13 protein-coding genes and 1 tRNA gene are annotated in these 15507 nt (G+C 48.4%); 13 read left to right on the top strand and 1 reads right to left on the bottom strand.

All coding sequences use genetic code 11. From position 1 onward, the window contains the following. The first annotated feature begins 4 nt into the window (after positions 1-4). The 10 genes from D5270_RS02125 to D5270_RS02080 all read left to right on the top strand — a co-directional run bounded on the left by D5270_RS02125 (position 5) and on the right by D5270_RS02080 (position 7850). Complete coding sequence (locus D5270_RS02125; RefSeq protein ID WP_166542533.1) at positions 5-1282, top strand: hypothetical protein; 1278 nt, start codon at positions 5-7, stop codon at positions 1280-1282. Positions 1283-1338: 56 nt separating this feature from the next. Continuing rightward, a complete protein-coding gene (locus D5270_RS02120) occupies positions 1339-2667 on the top strand; it encodes a hypothetical protein (RefSeq protein ID WP_166542532.1) in 1329 nt (442 codons plus the stop codon). A 26-nt stretch (positions 2668-2693) separates the two neighbouring features. Then, a complete protein-coding gene (locus D5270_RS02115; protein WP_166542531.1) occupies positions 2694-2900 on the top strand; it encodes a hypothetical protein in 207 nt (68 codons plus the stop codon). Between the two features lie 15 nt (positions 2901-2915). Further along, positions 2916-3326 (top strand): hypothetical protein, encoded by a 411-nt coding sequence (locus D5270_RS02110; RefSeq protein ID WP_166542530.1) that lies wholly within the window; start codon positions 2916-2918, stop codon positions 3324-3326. 18 nt (positions 3327-3344) lie between these two features. Further along, a complete protein-coding gene (locus D5270_RS02105) occupies positions 3345-4208 on the top strand; it encodes a carbohydrate ABC transporter permease (protein ID WP_166542529.1) in 864 nt (287 codons plus the stop codon). Then, positions 4205-4978, top strand: coding sequence for a carbohydrate ABC transporter permease (locus tag D5270_RS02100; RefSeq protein WP_166542528.1), 774 nt, complete (start codon positions 4205-4207; stop codon positions 4976-4978). The genes D5270_RS02105 and D5270_RS02100 overlap by 4 nt, the downstream gene beginning before the upstream one ends. 1 nt (position 4979) lies before the next feature. After that, complete coding sequence (locus D5270_RS02095; RefSeq protein ID WP_166542527.1) at positions 4980-6035, top strand: hypothetical protein; 1056 nt, start codon at positions 4980-4982, stop codon at positions 6033-6035. A 56-nt stretch (positions 6036-6091) separates the two neighbouring features. Continuing rightward, positions 6092-6820, top strand: a complete 729-nt coding sequence (locus D5270_RS02090; RefSeq protein ID WP_166542526.1) for a class I SAM-dependent methyltransferase — start codon at positions 6092-6094, stop codon at positions 6818-6820. Between the two features lie 93 nt (positions 6821-6913). Then, positions 6914-7000, top strand: a tRNA-Leu gene (locus D5270_RS02085). Between the two features lie 133 nt (positions 7001-7133). After that, complete coding sequence (locus tag D5270_RS02080) at positions 7134-7850, top strand: LytR/AlgR family response regulator transcription factor (protein ID WP_166542525.1); 717 nt, start codon at positions 7134-7136, stop codon at positions 7848-7850. A gap of 34 nt (positions 7851-7884) precedes the next feature. Here D5270_RS02080 and D5270_RS02075 read toward each other — a convergent pair whose 3' ends face one another. Beyond that, a complete protein-coding gene (locus D5270_RS02075) occupies positions 7885-9063 on the bottom strand; it encodes a sensor histidine kinase (protein ID WP_166542524.1) in 1179 nt (392 codons plus the stop codon). A gap of 332 nt (positions 9064-9395) precedes the next feature. On the opposite strand from D5270_RS02075, the gene D5270_RS02070 reads away from it, so the two are divergent. The 3 genes from D5270_RS02070 to D5270_RS02060 all read left to right on the top strand — a co-directional run bounded on the left by D5270_RS02070 (position 9396) and on the right by D5270_RS02060 (position 15507). Next, positions 9396-9899, top strand: coding sequence for a response regulator (locus D5270_RS02070; protein ID WP_166542523.1), 504 nt, complete (start codon positions 9396-9398; stop codon positions 9897-9899). A gap of 202 nt (positions 9900-10101) precedes the next feature. Further along, on the top strand, positions 10102-10749 hold the full coding sequence (gene lepB / locus D5270_RS02065; protein WP_166542522.1) for a signal peptidase I: 648 nt from the start codon (positions 10102-10104) through the stop codon (positions 10747-10749). A 57-nt stretch (positions 10750-10806) separates the two neighbouring features. Then, complete coding sequence (locus D5270_RS02060) at positions 10807-15507, top strand: DUF7601 domain-containing protein (protein ID WP_166542521.1); 4701 nt, start codon at positions 10807-10809, stop codon at positions 15505-15507.

Below are 15507 nucleotides of genomic sequence, written 5' to 3'. Positions count from 1 at the left end.
CATCGTGAAAAAAGGAATAGCCGTGTTACTGGCGCTTGTATGCTTAGTTACCATACTGCTGACGAGCTGCGAGAAAAAGCGCAAGCCAACCGACACTCTGTGGATAGTGACAAATGTGGGGTTTCCCGACGAAGAATTTGGCGGTGAGGATGACCTGCGCCATATTATTGAGTATCTTGGAGGCCTGCCATCAGGAATAGATATTGAGCTGGAGGTGCTTCCATTAGAGGGAGCGGAACTGCACACCCGGCTGACCAGCCTGCGTACGGAACTGCTGTCCGGCGGCGGGCCTGATGTGTTCCTTATGTATGCACCGCCGTTGCCGGACAGAGAGCTGCTGTTCCAGATACCTGAGATAGCGATGGATAAGTATTTTATGCCTCTGGACGAGCTGAAGGACAACGCAAAGTTTATGGATTGGGACGCTATGAACAGTAAAATTCTGGCTGCGGGACACTCGGACAAGGGCCAGATGCTTTTGCCAATGTTCTATGGTTATAATGTTGCCGGAACGGATGAGCCGGTGGGCAATATACCTGGCTCTTGGGACGAGGCGCTTGAAATTAGTGACAAGGCAGCGAGGGAAGGATATGGCGCCGCCATTCAAAGAGGAAGGTTCCGGGATGTGGCACTGACTGAAGTGGCGGACTATGAAAACGAGTCGATGTCGATTACCGAGGAGGAACTGAGTAGGCGTGTAAAAGAGGCTTTGTCCTTCACTTATGACGAAGAAAACGCCATAGCTTGGGCCATGACTGAGCTTGCGGGCGAGGAGGAATCCACAGAGCTTGGCATTCATGGGGAAGCTGAGACTATAATCCCATTGTACAACACTGAAGGCGGACTTACCGCAAAGATAAACAGTTATATCGCTGTAAATCAAAATACCACCAATAAAGAGGACGCATTGACTCTGGTTGACATGATGATGAATCGTGATTTTCTGACATTAGAGGGCTTCTGGAGCGAGAGCCGTACTATGGACGAATCTGCAATGTTCCTGTTCAACAACCTTCGCGCCTGGAATGGAGGCAATCCCATCTACGACGATTTTTTTGATGACGGCAGGAGCATTATGTACGCATTCACCCTGTCTGAGGAGAGGCGGGCCCTGCAAAAAGAGCTGGCTGAAAAAATTTCCTTTGTCTACATTCCAACTGTTATCGACCAGGAGCTGATAAAGCTGTTCAAAGAATGCAGGGCGGCGGGCAGCGATGAGGAAATAGATAAGCTTGTGTCCAAGTGCTATACCACCATGAATATGATGCTGGCGGAGTCATAAGCATTACAAAGTTATTGTATCAAACTAAAATATCTTACAGAAAAGGAGTAACGACCATGAAAAAATTGATAGCTCTGGTGCTGGCTCTGGTATGTCTGATGACTCTTGCCCACTGCCGAAGCGCTCCTCAAAGCAGCTCTGGCACAGGGAAGCGTGAGAACCTTACCGTCGAGCAGATGGAAGAAAAGTTTGGAACGAAGGTGGTGAGGGTGCTGATGGACCTGCCAAATGCAGAGGCTGGGGCGAAAAGCGGGCAGTTTATTGACGCCTTGGCAAGCCTGCCGGGGTACGGCACGGAATTTACAGTTTTTTTGGAATATATGCCCGATGAAGGTGTGGACAGGAGCAATGCTGTCACCCGTATTAAGACTGAAATAATGGCGGGAAAGGGACCTGATTTGTTTCTGTGCGGTCAGGATACGTATGGCATAAGTGGTATAACTTATGGCGGTAGTAAGGACCCGTTCTTTACTTTTCCGGAAAAGGCCATGGAAAACAGGCTTTTTCTGCCGCTAGATGACTATATTGATAAAGCGAAGTATATGGAATGGGATAAGTTCCTTCCGGTGGTAATGGAGGCGGGAAGGAATGAGGAGGGGCAGCAGATTATCCCGATGGCCTACTTCTTTTCTGTGACAATAGTAGAGAAGGAGAAGTACGGTCTTGAAGACTTTGTGTGTCCTAAAACCCGCATGGAAATGGTGCAAAGTGACAATACCGCCGTCAGGTTCGCAAGCCAAATACGAACTGTGGACTTCGTGGGCCGGGTGATGGAGCCCGGAGCGGATGAGCCGATATTTACGGAGGAAGAATTGCTGGAATACATTATGAAAGACTTTGAAATGGCAAAAATGGCTTCAGCTTCTTTCGACAATTCAATGGAAGAAGACGAAAACTGCCATCAGGGCGCGTTTTTCCGCACAAAGACCTGCTGGGATGATGTGAGCATTCCCATGGGTGAGGACAGCCCTAACTACTGCATAATCCCCGCACGAAACGTAAACGGTGGAGTCACCGCAAATATAACAGCCTTTTCTGCAATAAACCGCAATGCCAGGTATCCGGAACTTGCCTTTAAAATAATTGACTATATAATGAGGACCGGGAGCCAGCAGAAAACCGATTTGTATGCAGAGCGCCTAATGGGAGGTATGCCGGTACATATAGACGTTGGCAGCGAGGAATACCCAATGGAAAACTCATGGTACATGAAAGATGCAAACTTCAAGGAGTTCGAGACAGCCAGGGCTGAGATAAGCGAGGTAAAGTTTTTAGGGCCGGTGGATATGGCTGTATGGGAAATCTTTGGTGCAACGGACGAGGAGCTAAAAAAGAGCGTGCATGAGCAATACATGCTGATACAAATGCTGCTTGCAGAAAGCTAAAAAATAGTGTATAATATATAAAAGGAGTGATAAACAGTAAAAAGGTGACAGCCCTTATGCTGGCGGTAATGTTCTTGCTTACCCTCTCTAGCTGTGGACGCAAAGCCCGGGATTGTCTAAAGGACACCGTTGCCAAGACGGAAAATCTGGAGGAGACCACCGGTCTGAAGACAGTCTCCGTACTGGTAGACCTAGTTGACGATGTCCTGCCGAAGCCATCACCAAGACACTGAACAAGGTTCCTGGTTTTGGGGGGATTTCTGTATCAGCTTGAGATACTGCTCCCATCCTTTAACGTCCAGAAGCGGGATATAGCCATTACTCGCAACGCCCGGTATCCGGACGAAGCTTTCCGTGTTATCGATTACCTGTTGGACCCGGAGGCCCAGCAAACTAGCAATATTTTCCAATATTGTATGCAGGGACTGCCTGTATATACCGGCATGGGCAGCAGCGACACGCCTTCAGGGAGCTGTTGGCAGATGAACGAGGCGAATTATAGGGCCATTACAGAAATGCAGGAGCAGATAAATGCGGCGAACTTCCCGGGGCCGGTAGATGCAAACCTCTGGACTGTGCAGTGGTATGACGAGGAGGCGAGGAAAAAATCTGTCCATGAGAAGTATGTTTTGATAGAAATGCTGCTTGCTGAAAGCTAAAAATTAGGAGTGATAAAAATGAAACGCTCAAAATCCGCATTGCAGGGCTATCTGCTGATTGCTCCGCTTATGATTGGGTGCCTGCTGTTCTATGCAATACCGTTCGTGCTGGTGGTACAGTATTCACTAAGTACCGGAAGCGGGGACGCGCTGTATTTTATAGGCTTCATAAATTACCAGGATGTGACTGCAAACCATATGTTTACCCTGGCTTTTGGGAACACTATGCGCTTTTTGGCGGCGGCACTGCCGCTTATTATGGTGCTGGCATATTTGATAGCCCTGTTGATGCAGAAGCACGCCAACAAGCATAAGCTGTTAAAGTCAGTATTTCTGTTTCCGTACATTATGCCGGTGGTTGGGGCAGTTATACTGGTGGAGCTGCTCTTTGCCGAGGTTGGATTGGTACCCAGCGTAGCCAGCGCCCTTGGCCTGCCCTTTGTGGACTGGCTGGGCGGTCCGGCGGCCTTTGGGGTAGTGCTGCTCCTGTATCTCTGGAAGAACACAGGCTACAGCGTCATACTGCTGCTGGCGGGCCTTGTGACTATACCAGAGGAGCAGTATTCTGCCGCCGACCTGGACGGCGCGTCCGGGTGGCAGAAGTTTTTCTATATCACCACGCCTCAGATGTGGTACTCCGTGTTCTTTGCGATAATCTTCTCGCTTATAAACGCCTTCAAGTGCTTCAGGGAGATATTTCTGATAGGCGGCACCCATCCTAACGAGAACATATATATGCTCCAGCATTTCCTGAATAACAGCTTCGAGAATCTGAACTACGCGAAGCTCTCGGTTGCTTCGGTGCTGCTGCTCATTGTGGTACTTATTGTGTTTGCAGTGTTCTATATATTTGTCCGCAGGAAGGAGGCGTTTCGGGCATGAAAACCAAGACTTCCATAACAGGAAATATTTTTGCGTGGATATTTGCCTTTATCTCCATAGCGCCCTTTGTTTATGTCCTGACACTGAGTTTTTTGACTCCAAACGGTATAACCTTCGGGTATTATTACGACGTGTTTCTGGGCTCGCCGCAGTATCTCCTGCGCTTCTGGAAGAGCCTGTGTATCTGTCTGGTGATAGTCGCGGGGCAGCTTGTGGTCTCAATTTTAGCGGGATATGGCTTTGCAAAATGTGACTTCCCCGGCAAAAACTTGTTACTATTTATATTGATGATACTGATGGTCCTGCCGCTGCAAGTTACTCTTGCGCCAAACTACATAATGCTCGACAAGCTGGGCCTGCTTGATACATATTCTGCTCTGATATTCCCTTCAATCTTTATCCCTCTTGGCACATTTATTTTAACACAGAGCTTTAAGTCGGTAAGCGAGGACATTATTGACGCGGCAAAGCTGGACGGCTGCGGCCTGTTCAGAATGCTTACAAGGATAGTCCTGCCCATGAATACCAGCGGTCTGGTCTGTGTAACACTGCTGTCATTTTTAGACGGATGGAACATGGTGGAACAGCCTATTGCATATATTAAAGATTTCCAGCGCTATCCCATATCTGTGGCGCTTGCCTATGTGCCTCCGGCTGACCCGACGCTGCAGCTGGTGTGCTGCATTTTGGTGGTGCTGCCGCCGCTGTTCCTGTTCACCTACTTTAATCGTGAGCTTGTAGAGGGTATTGTACTTGCGGAGGTGAAATAAGATGAAAAAGAGAGCGCTACTTATATTTATACTGATATTTTGGATGGTTGGGGCGTGCACGTTCCTAGCTATGAAGATTGAGGAGCAGATGATACCAAAAGTGACCTCCGTTGAGCCCGACGGCGGATGGGACAGCGACCCCTCTCTTCCTGCTGACTGCCTGATAGAGGACGAGAACGGTACACACCTATACAAGATATATGAAGGGACCGGCTGGGAAGCTGGCACCCGGGTGGCAGAGGAACAAGGATGGCTGCAGGTTGAAGATAAGCTGATGATGAGCAGCGCCTGGGGAGACTATGTGCAGTACAGCTCTAAGCCATTGCGCGAGGGAGAGCTGGTTGAGGTCATCCGTAACGGCGACAAGGTTGAGGACCACTGGCTGGCGGTATTTCCTGAGGACCTAATTCCGGAGACGGACTGGAAGGACCTTCCCGAAGGTGTAAAGCTTGAGGAGAGGAGCGAAAAAGCTGCCCAGTTCTATGTGGAGGACGACCAGGCGCCGTTTATGGCCGGGCGGGCAAAAAGCCGTATACGTGAGCTTGCCGGAGCAAAAGTGTACAGCTTCAATGACATGACCCAGATGCTGGATAATTTCACTGCATTGGGCCTGTTAACAGGTATGTTCATGGCGGTACTGATCCTATGGATATTTTCGTGTGTATACTCAAAGGAAGCCAAACGCAACCGCTGGTATTTGGGTGTGAATCTGGTGCTGGGAGTGCTCCTGCTGGCGTGTGTTCCCATTGTGCTTAACAGCATAGAGCTGCCATCATCCTTATTGCCCCGGGAGCGCATTACGGATATCGGCACTATTACTGGAGCGATAGACGAGTTTTTCGGCGCGTTGAAAGGCTTTGCACCGCCTGCTTCCGATACTGGGTTTCTCAGTCCATCATTGCCGAAATCGGTGGCGGGCAGAGAAATAATTGAGTTCAAAAATATGGTGATAATGAGGCCGGTGCTATACGGCTTTTTAGGCGCGCTTTTCGCCGCACTCCTTGCCCTTGGAGAGAAGGTAGTAATGTACATAAGGCGCCGTCCTAGAATAAAATAAGCCATTGAAAAAGCTTTGTCATGTACTATACAATTACCACTTTAGGAGGGGACAAAATGACGAACGAATATGACGACTCTAAATTTTTTGAGCAGTATTCCCAAATGCCTAGGAGCAGGCAGGGCCTTAAGGCTGCCGGGGAGTGGCACCAGCTAAAGGAATTATTTCCCGACGTGTCTGGCAGCTCTGTACTGGACCTGGGCTGCGGCTACGGCTGGCACTGCCGGTATGCCGCAGAGCAGGGAGCTGTCCGGGTGCTGGGTCTGGACATCAGCGAGAAAATGCTGGCTGAAGCTGGGCGGAGCGGGGGAGAGGCTATTGAGTACCGGCTGTGCGGTATTGAGGATTATGAGTATCCGGCTGATGAGTGGGATATTGTAGTCTCAAACCTTGCCCTGCACTATATTGAAAATCTGGAGGCAGTGTATCAAAAGGTCTTCACGACTCTAAAGCCCGGAGGAGTATTTTTGTTCAATATAGAGCATCCGGTATTTACCGCAGGCGTGGGTCAGGATTGGGTGTACGATGCTGACGGGGCTCCTCTGTACTGGCCCATAGACGGATACTTTTCACCTGGAGAGAGGGTCACAAATTTCCTGGGCTGCAAGGTAAAAAAGCAGCACCATACACTTACACAGATACTTAACGGTCTGCTTCGCTGTGGGTTTACGCTGACTGCCGTTGAGGAGGCCCAGCCGCCTGAGGAAATGCTTGGCCAGCCGGGAATGGCAGACGAACTGCGCAGACCGATGATGCTTCTGGTGCGTGCCGAGAAGAGACAATAGTATTTTTGAGAAAAAACGCAAAAAAAGTCTTGACAAACAATATTGCCGGTGCTATAATAAATGAGCGTTAGGGCGATAGCCCAGACGATGTGAGCAGGTATGGCGGAATTGGCAGACGCGTATGGTTCAGGTCCATATGAGCGCAAGCTCTTGCAGGTTCAACTCCTGTTACCTGCACCACAACTGGAAGTCCTTACAGTATTTAAATATACTGTAAGGACTTTTTCGTTTATGCTGTGGCTTTTTAGCACTTTACTTAACTGCGGCGCTGTGTTATAATAAAATATAAATTGAGTGGAAGAGAGGTAAAATTATGTACCGCATTATTATTGGCGATGATGACACGGTATTTCTGGAGGAAGCTGCAGGTATCGTGTCGGAATGCCTGACAGCAGAGGGCTTAGTTCAAGGCGTGGATTTTAACATAGACTGCTACTCCAAAGCAGAGCCTCTTATAGACGCTCTCGAGAGGGGCAAAGAGGGGTGTCTCCTGCTCCTGGATGTGGAGTTTGGCGATGTTAATGGATTGAGTGCAGCAGCTTCGCTTCGGGAAAAAGAACTTGAGTTTCGGCTGATTTATATTACCAGCTATCGAGACTATGTGTTTGACAGCTTTGATACACAGCCTTTGCACTATCTTCTAAAGCCGGTGAATAAGGAGAAGCTGGCCGGGCTGATACGGGATGATTTACGCCGACAGTACCTGGACGCGAGAATATATCTGAAAGCGGGCAGCAAGCATTTATCGATTGCGTACAGTGATATTTATGCTGTTGAGGCTGCACAGCACAGGATTATTTTTCACCTGAAAAATGGAGTGGAAGAGTGGTCCGGCACTTTGCGGGAACTGGCGCAAACTCTTCCGGGATGGTGTTTCTGCCGGTGCCATAACAGCTATATAGTAAACTTTTCCCATGTTACAGAGTTGGTGCGCTATCAGGCGAAGCTGGATAACGATATCATCATTCCAATAAGTAAGCGCTTTTATAAGCCCGCCATAGAGCAGTACATGGAGTTTCTAAAAAACTGACCGCCGCCTTTTCAAGTGAAAGACGGCGGCCTTTCTATTTACTTTCAGGCATAAGCAGTGCTGTGCGGGCGAGAAAGACCCCATCCTTGGCCTCAGTGTAAAGCTCGCTTTGGTACCGGCGCGCTACCTTTTCCATAATCCACAAGCCGTAGCCGTGCCCGTCGCCTTTGCGTGAAATGTACCGTCCGCTGTCCCCGTCGGGGTCCGGGGCATGTGAGTATGGGTTTTTGCACTCAATGAATAGATATTTACCTCGAATGTGGATAGTTATTTCTACCCATTTCTCCTGGTCTCGTGTAAGCATCTCGACCGCTTCCAGGGCATTGCGCACAAGGTTAATTAGATATGCTGCCAAGTCTTCATCCAGTATAGAGACAGTTTCTGGAATAGTCACTTTACAGCGAAAGTCTATGTCAGATGTTTGAGCGCGTTCGGCTCCCTGGGCCAGAATAGCGTTGACTATCGGGTGATTCGTTATTTTTATTGGTACGATTTTCTCGGTTTGGCGGGTGAGCAGGGCAAGGTATCTGTCCAGCCCATCATAGTCCTTTTTCCAGCTTAATGACTGGAGCACACTCAAGTTGCCGAGCATATCGTGCCGGGCCTGTATGAGGGCAGCGCCGCTCTCCTGTACGATACGCAGATTTTCAAGTGCAAGCTGGCTTCGGGTGGAGAGTACTGCCATCTCAGTTCGTGTACGGTTTTCCACCATTTGACGCCAGAGGGAGCGTAAAATAGTTAGATATGTCAGAGGCATAAGTATCAGTACCAATATTATGCGCATAACTCCAACTTTGTCGGGCATAGGCGTACCGACCGGTACGGAGGTCACCATAATCAGAAGGTAATATGTGCCGCCGATTGCTGCAAACAGCCACCAGCCTTTATTAAGGTTTCTCTGCAGCTCTATATACGGTATGCGTAGGTACTGCCAGATAAACCATTCAACCAGAGGGAATAGAACGAGCCGGGATATGAACATGACAACATATGTATCGCCGGTCAGACGGTCTAAGAAGTTAGTAATCTGTAGTATCCAGAAGGACAATGTATCGGTCAGACAGAACAGGAAGAAAAACCGCCCGCCACAGTGTCTGGAAAGTGCAAGGAAAATTATTGCAGAGGGGATAGTGCATGTAAAGAATGCGACACTCATGATAATGGCTGGTCCCTTCCATATCATCAGAAGCGCATTTGCAACCATTATTGCCATACAACCGCCGAAGCTGATAACCATGGTTGTTTTCCAGGAATATTTAGGCTCGAATAGCAGAAGAAACAGTATTATAACATGGAACATGGACAGAAGAAAAGATATATCCCTTAACAATGTCATTATTTTGAACCCCTTTTCATCTTGCATATATATTGAGACTATGGCCTTATTGTATACTATAATAATAGCGCAGCCGGACGGTGTCAAGTTTTTTATCTTCCCACTTAGGTTAATTTCCTGCCCACTTGGTAGAAACCTCTTGCATATTATCTCAATATATTGTATTATATGTTAACTAGAGCGGAAAGTAATGAGCGGAGGGGATATATATGGTGGGCCCGGACATGAATGGGATTCTGGAGTGCTCAGCAGCCGGAGTTTTGAGCATAGAGCCGGAGGAAGTCCGGGAGATACTGGAAACAGGTAGCCATGAAAGTACATACAAGGAATTATCGGGCATGAATATCCTGGTAGTGGAGGACAATGAGATTAACCGGGGAATAGTGAAAATCGTGTTGGAGAAAGCGGGAGCTTCAGTTGTACTGGCGAACGACGGGAGGGCCGGTGCGGATACATTTGCAGCGTCGAAGGTGAATGCGTTTGATTGCGTGCTTATGGATTTGCGTATGCCGGTTATGTCGGGATTTGAGTCAGCAAGAACTATTCGGGGTATGGACAGACCTGACGCCGGTATCGTGCCAATTATTGCCTTGTCATCAGATTCATCAGAGAGGGATGTGCAGAATGCAAAGGACTCCGGTATGAACGAGCACTTGGCGAAGCCGGTAGACATTGCAAGGCTGTACAGAGCACTGCAGGACCTGAAAAAATAGGCGGTAAAATATATATTTTTTAAACTTTTATTTATAGAAAAAATTGTCAAGTTTACAGCTTTACACCATCGGTCAATTATTATATAATGATTTTATATCTCACAGGGTGGGAATAAATCAGTCACTTAGTGCGATTTAAAGAAAAACTCTTGCAATCAGATATAAAACAGAGTATAATATCTGATAAGAGGGGAGATGGACGATGAACGAGGCGCCACACCAGAACACCACCAGCTTGGAGCCTGCGGCGGACGAAGCTGTAGATATTGTGGAAGAGAAGCCCACACTTGAACAGCTGGAGCGGGAGCTGAAGTTCGAGCAGAAGAAGCATTTCTGGACTGGAGTGGCGAGGAATACGCTCTTTTTCCTGGCCGTAGTATCTGCGGCGGTTGTTATCCTTGTGGTCTTCCTGTTCCCGGTTGTACAGCTTGAGGGAACCTCTATGGCGCCTACGCTACAAAGTGGGGACGTGATAGTTTCAGTCAGCGGGGTGAAGATATCTTCAGGCGATATAATAGCCTTTTACCATAACAATACGATTTTTGTAAAGAGAGTAGTTGCCGTTGGAGGCGATATGGTCAATATCGACAGCGACGGCATAGTTTATGTTAATGATGTACCTTTGGATGAGCCTTATTTGGAGGAAAAGGCAAAGGGCAGCTGTGACATACCGCTGCCATACCAGGTACCAATAGACCAGTATTTTGTGCTGGGCGACCACCGCTCTGCAAGCATTGACAGCCGCCATGCTGCGGTTGGGTGCGTGGGAGCGGACATGGTGCTGGGCCGGGTGGCGTGCCGCATATGGCCGCTAAACCGGGCCGGACTGCTTATAGACGAGGCAAAATGATACCGAGTGCAGGCAGTATGCCTGCTACGGATTTATAGGATATAAGGAGGCGGCATTATGGAATCTCCCAATAGACAGGCAATAAGATTGCTGCGGGAGCAGAGAAAACGGAAGAAAAGAATAGCGGCGTTTCTATGTATGGCTGGCGTAGTGGTGGTAGGTACTGTGATGGCCCTGCGCATGAGTGGCCGTGCGATGAATAATATGGCGCTGGACTGTGTGCTTACACACAATCTACCGCACCAGCACAGTGAGAACTGCTACTACACTCCTCCTGAAGATGGTGTGCAGAAGGTTTTAGTCTGTGGCACGGCAGACTTTGTGATGCATAAGCATGATGAGGAGAACTGCCATGACAAGGACGGTAATCTGGTCTGCATGCTTCCGGAAATTGAGGAACATATACACACGACAGAGTGCTATCAGAGCCAGCAGGTCCTTATCTGTGAGATGCAGGAGGGTGCTGGAGGGCATGTCCACTCCGACCTGTGTTATGTGACAGACTATTCTGCGGAGCCGGTTTGCGGTACCGAGGAGAGTGAGGGACATACTCACGACCAGGAAACCTGCTATGACGAGAGCGGAGAGTTAGTCTGTGAACTAGAGGAGACTGCAGCGCATATACATGATAGCGGCTGCTATCCAAATAAGCTGGACTGTGGTATGGACGAGGGCGATGGAGCACACACGCACTCGGACGCGTGCTATAGCACGGGGGACATTCTTGCCTGCGGCAAGAATGATGTTCATTTGCATAACCACACTGAAGAATGCTATCTGCATACAGTAGACCAGCTTGACGAGGCACAGGTGCAGGAGCTTTCATCGAAAGGTATGGATGTATCTCAAATAGCTTTTGCCAGCTCTCAGGAGGCCCCGGCAGAAGAAAACCGTGTACAGGCAGCCGATGGTATGCCTGTGTTAAAGTGCGGTCAGCTGCAGGTATTGGAACATGTTCACGGCGAGGACTGCTATAGGGCGGTCGGTGTCGAAGGCGATATGCTGTCTGACTTGGAGAGTAACGGCGAGGGTGCGGAAATGCCCGGGCAGAGGACTGCCACCTATCAGGACGGTACTCTAAGGGCTACGGCAATATATAATGGTGCAGATTTCCCGGAGAATGCAAGGGTCAATGTGGAACGGGTGGACGAGAACGAGGACCTGCCAGAGAAGCAGGAGCAGTTCGCTGAACTGATGCAGGATGAGGAGCTCAAGCTGCGTGCCTTGTTAAAGGTTAGTGTTTCTGGTATTGACGACATCTCGGTTTTGTCTGAGCCCATTAAGCTTACTATCGAGCCTGCGGAGGAGGGTAAGGTTACCGCTATGGCTTGGTATGGCAATGTGGGTGGCCTTGAAGCTGAGGGAATTTATGTGCAGAACGAGAAGAAAATCAGGCTTCTGGATGTGACTGAACAGGATGGCAAAACTGTTGCCATTGAGGTTACTCCTGAGGCGGTGGTCGGCTTTGCTGTGCTCCAAAATAAGGAAGACGGTGACGAGAGTAAGCTTGACGATAATGGGACTGATGATAACCAGAGCCAGGATACAAACAATACTGAAGTAAAAACTGTACTGAGCATTTCTCAGGACTTTGAGTATGAAGACGAAGATTATATGATGGTCTTCCATATTAATGGTATTGCCCGCCCCAAGGAGACAGCAGGGCAGCCGGAGAGAACTCCAGAGCCAGAGCCGGAGGAAGAGCAGACTGAGGAGGCCGTTGAGGACATAAATGTCGAGGATGCTTCACAGCCGGATACTGAGGAGCTCGATGAAGTGACAGACGAAAATGCCACTGAGGGTGAGCCTGAGAATATGAGTGATGAAGAGAGAGCTGACTCAGGAGTATTCTTTACTGGAAGTGCTGACGAGCCTGAAGCTACGCCCGAGCCGACGGCTGAGCCGGAGCCGGTTTCGACCCCGGAACCTGTGGCAGAGCCTGAGCCTACAATTCAGCCTGTGTGGAATGATGGGCCGGTTGAGGAGACCGTGACTATCGCCGGAGACGTGCTGCCCGCCAACGTGCTGGACGACCCGGAAAATCCGCTTGGGCTAATGGTAGAGCAGGTGGGAGAAGATACACCAGAGTATAATACTTATGCAGATTCTATCTACTCCGACAACACTGATAACGGACTCCCGGAGCTGAGAGTGGTCTCATATGGCCTGTACTATAAAGGCTCCGAGCTGGATTTGACACAGTGTGCTGTTGAGGTGGATGTCACCGCTAAGAAGCGGCTTATTGACGCTGCTGTGGAGCTTGAGGAGGAGCGGAGCTCTGAAGCGGCAGAGGAGTCCGGCTCCGCAAAAATTGCCATGGCTGCGCTTGTATCAGTTGACAGCCAGAAGGCTGCAGCAGAAGAGGCTGAAGAAGACGAGATATATTCTATGCCTATCGATGGGGCCTTTGAAGTTTCAGACTTCGAGGACTCGGAAGTAGATGTGATAGATTTTGTAAAGGAACAGATAAAAGAGGGCAGCGCGGTTGACGTTGGCTCGGCTGATACAGTGGATGAGAACGGCGCCACTATAAGTACGGTTGTAAAGGACGCAGGCAGTGAGGGCCCGCCGGCGTTCGGCGTGACTGTTGTCACGGCGGAAAACCCGGACTTTACTGTGCAGTATTATGCGTGGCTGGATAAGGCGAAGATTGGTACTGACGGCACGCTGGATATCATTGATACTTCTGGCAGAAGACTTCCCCAAAATGGAATAACGCCAGCAACACAAAAGTTGGCCCTTAATTATGATGGAAGTGTAGCCACTGATAAAACGATGATGCAGATTTATACGGATGAGCCGACGACATATTTCAAGCGGCCTAATCTGGATTACTTTGCGCCGAAGGGCAGTGCTGCCGATAACTATGATATTAAGCAGATATGGGTGCTAAGAGATGCGTTTAAGAATCTGTATAGCGAGGATGAGAGTTTCAAAAAAACTGTAGATAACGCCAACAGTGATGATGACATAAGAAAGTATTGGAAAACTTACGGTCATGTCTGTGGTGGTGGTGCAGATGCTTTTACGCCGGAGAATAATATAGATGCAAGCGAGATGAATTTTACTAACCGTGAAGAAACTGCAGAACGATATCCTAATTACCTGTATATTACACCTGACGATGTGATTCGTTTGGTGTATGAGCCCAAACGTGATGAAACTATTACAGTAGATGCTAATTTCTTTGACTATGATATCAGCAATGGATATACGCAAACTGGGGACGTAAAACGTGCGAATAGCACAAAAAATAACGGTATAAACAGTGATGGTAACTATACTGGAGATGGTGCAAGGTATGCATTTGGTAACAATAATACGGGTACAAATTATGGGACAGTGGCATGGAAGGGGAATGAAATAAATAAGGCTAATGTTAATGGATTTAAGAACTGTACATTTGGGCTAGTAACAGGTTTGCAAGTCCTTGAAGGGGCAACAAGACCTACGCCAGTGTTTTCAGACGGTGTGAGTGCGCCAAATTTGTTTGGAGAGACAACGCTCGAGGGAAAGACAGACTATAAAGGCACGTTGACTTTTAATAAAGTTGGTGATACCCATACGCTTTCTATAGCGTCGGTAACTGGTGGGACAGGAGCTAGAGATTTAGACAAGCTCATAATTCCTGGCACTAATACTCATCTTCGGTCTAATATATTTTGGCCGATGGACGATATCACAGGTAATTCCGATAAGCAAGACTTCATGTTTGGTAGCGATAAGTTTAATCAAAAATGGGGAACTGGTGACTGGGACCTATTTCCTCTCAGCGACGATGGCAAAGACCACAACGCTTACTTCGGTATGCACTTTGCCATTGAATTCGAGCTAACCGAGGCGTACAGAGGCCCGCTGGAGTATATCTTCTTCGGAGACGATGACATGTGGGTGTTCCTCACGCCTGTAAACGGTGAGGCGGCGGCATTCGGAGACTCTCAGCTTATCTGTGATATCGGCGGCGTGCACTCGTCAGTTGGCGAGATGGTAAATTTGTGGGATTATGTAAAAGAAGGAATAGCCCAGAAGTACCGGCTTGATTTCTATTATACAGAAAGAGGCGCGTCCGGCTCTACTTGTTGGATGCAGTATACGCTGCCGTCAGTGCGCGGAATCGATGGTACGAGAACAGAAGAGGACTACCGCACCCTGTCCTTTGGCAAGGAAGTTAAAAAACAGACAATAGATGGCGGGCTTTCGGATGAAACTGTTGATTTTGATACTGGAGAAGAATTCCTTTTCAAGCTCACGCTAAGAGATAAGAACGGTGACAAGGTACTGGATAACTTTAGATATGTAAAGTACGATGAAGAAGGGATTATCCAGGAGTCTGAGAACGACGGTTACCTTGACAGCAGAGTACTTTTTGATGGAGCATATTTTGTTCTGAAAAAGGGCGAGAGGATAGAGATACAATATCTGCCTGTTGGAACAAAGTATACTATAGAAGAGTGCGGCGTTTTTGATAGGGTAGAGGAAAGTGAAGATGGCACCAAGATTGAATTTATAGTTAAGGATAAAGATAAACAGAAGTATGACTATGAAATTTATGCTGACCCGAACGATGGGCGGCTGCAAGGCAGTGTTTATTCAGGTACGATAAGCGAAGACGTGATGGCCCAATTTAAGTTCATCAATATCTTCAAAGAGTTCCGCTTACCTGAAACCGGTGGTGCAAGTACATGGGGCTTAACTGGTGCGGGTGCTGTAATGTTCCTGGCGGCAGGGTGCCTGGTACGGCGCAGGCGCAGAAAATAA

Origin of the sequence: Acutalibacter sp. 1XD8-36 (assembly GCF_009917525.1) — a bacterium.
In the GTDB taxonomy this organism is placed as follows: Bacteria; Bacillota; Clostridia; order Oscillospirales; family Acutalibacteraceae; genus Acutalibacter.
The sequence above is the reverse complement of the archived record's forward strand: the minus strand, read 5'-3'. Positions and strand labels throughout refer to the sequence as shown.

Bases quoted from the DNA above. Each gene is read 5' to 3' on its own strand.
- D5270_RS02120 (WP_166542532.1), top strand. From the start codon at position 1,339: ATGAAAAAATTGATAGCTCTGGTGCTGGCTCTGGTATGTCTGATGACT.
- D5270_RS02105 (WP_166542529.1), top strand. From the start codon at position 3,345: ATGAAACGCTCAAAATCCGCATTGCAGGGCTATCTGCTGATTGCTCCG.
- D5270_RS02100 (WP_166542528.1), top strand. From the start codon at position 4,205: ATGAAAACCAAGACTTCCATAACAGGAAATATTTTTGCGTGGATATTT.
- D5270_RS02095 (WP_166542527.1), top strand. From the start codon at position 4,980: ATGAAAAAGAGAGCGCTACTTATATTTATACTGATATTTTGGATGGTT.
- D5270_RS02090 (WP_166542526.1), top strand. From the start codon at position 6,092: ATGACGAACGAATATGACGACTCTAAATTTTTTGAGCAGTATTCCCAA.
- D5270_RS02080 (WP_166542525.1), top strand. From the start codon at position 7,134: ATGTACCGCATTATTATTGGCGATGATGACACGGTATTTCTGGAGGAA.
- D5270_RS02075 (WP_166542524.1), bottom strand. From the start codon at position 9,063: ATGGCAATAATGGTTGCAAATGCGCTTCTGATGATATGGAAGGGACCA.
- D5270_RS02070 (WP_166542523.1), top strand. From the start codon at position 9,396: ATGGTGGGCCCGGACATGAATGGGATTCTGGAGTGCTCAGCAGCCGGA.
- lepB (WP_166542522.1), top strand. From the start codon at position 10,102: ATGAACGAGGCGCCACACCAGAACACCACCAGCTTGGAGCCTGCGGCG.
- D5270_RS02060 (WP_166542521.1), top strand. From the start codon at position 10,807: ATGGAATCTCCCAATAGACAGGCAATAAGATTGCTGCGGGAGCAGAGA.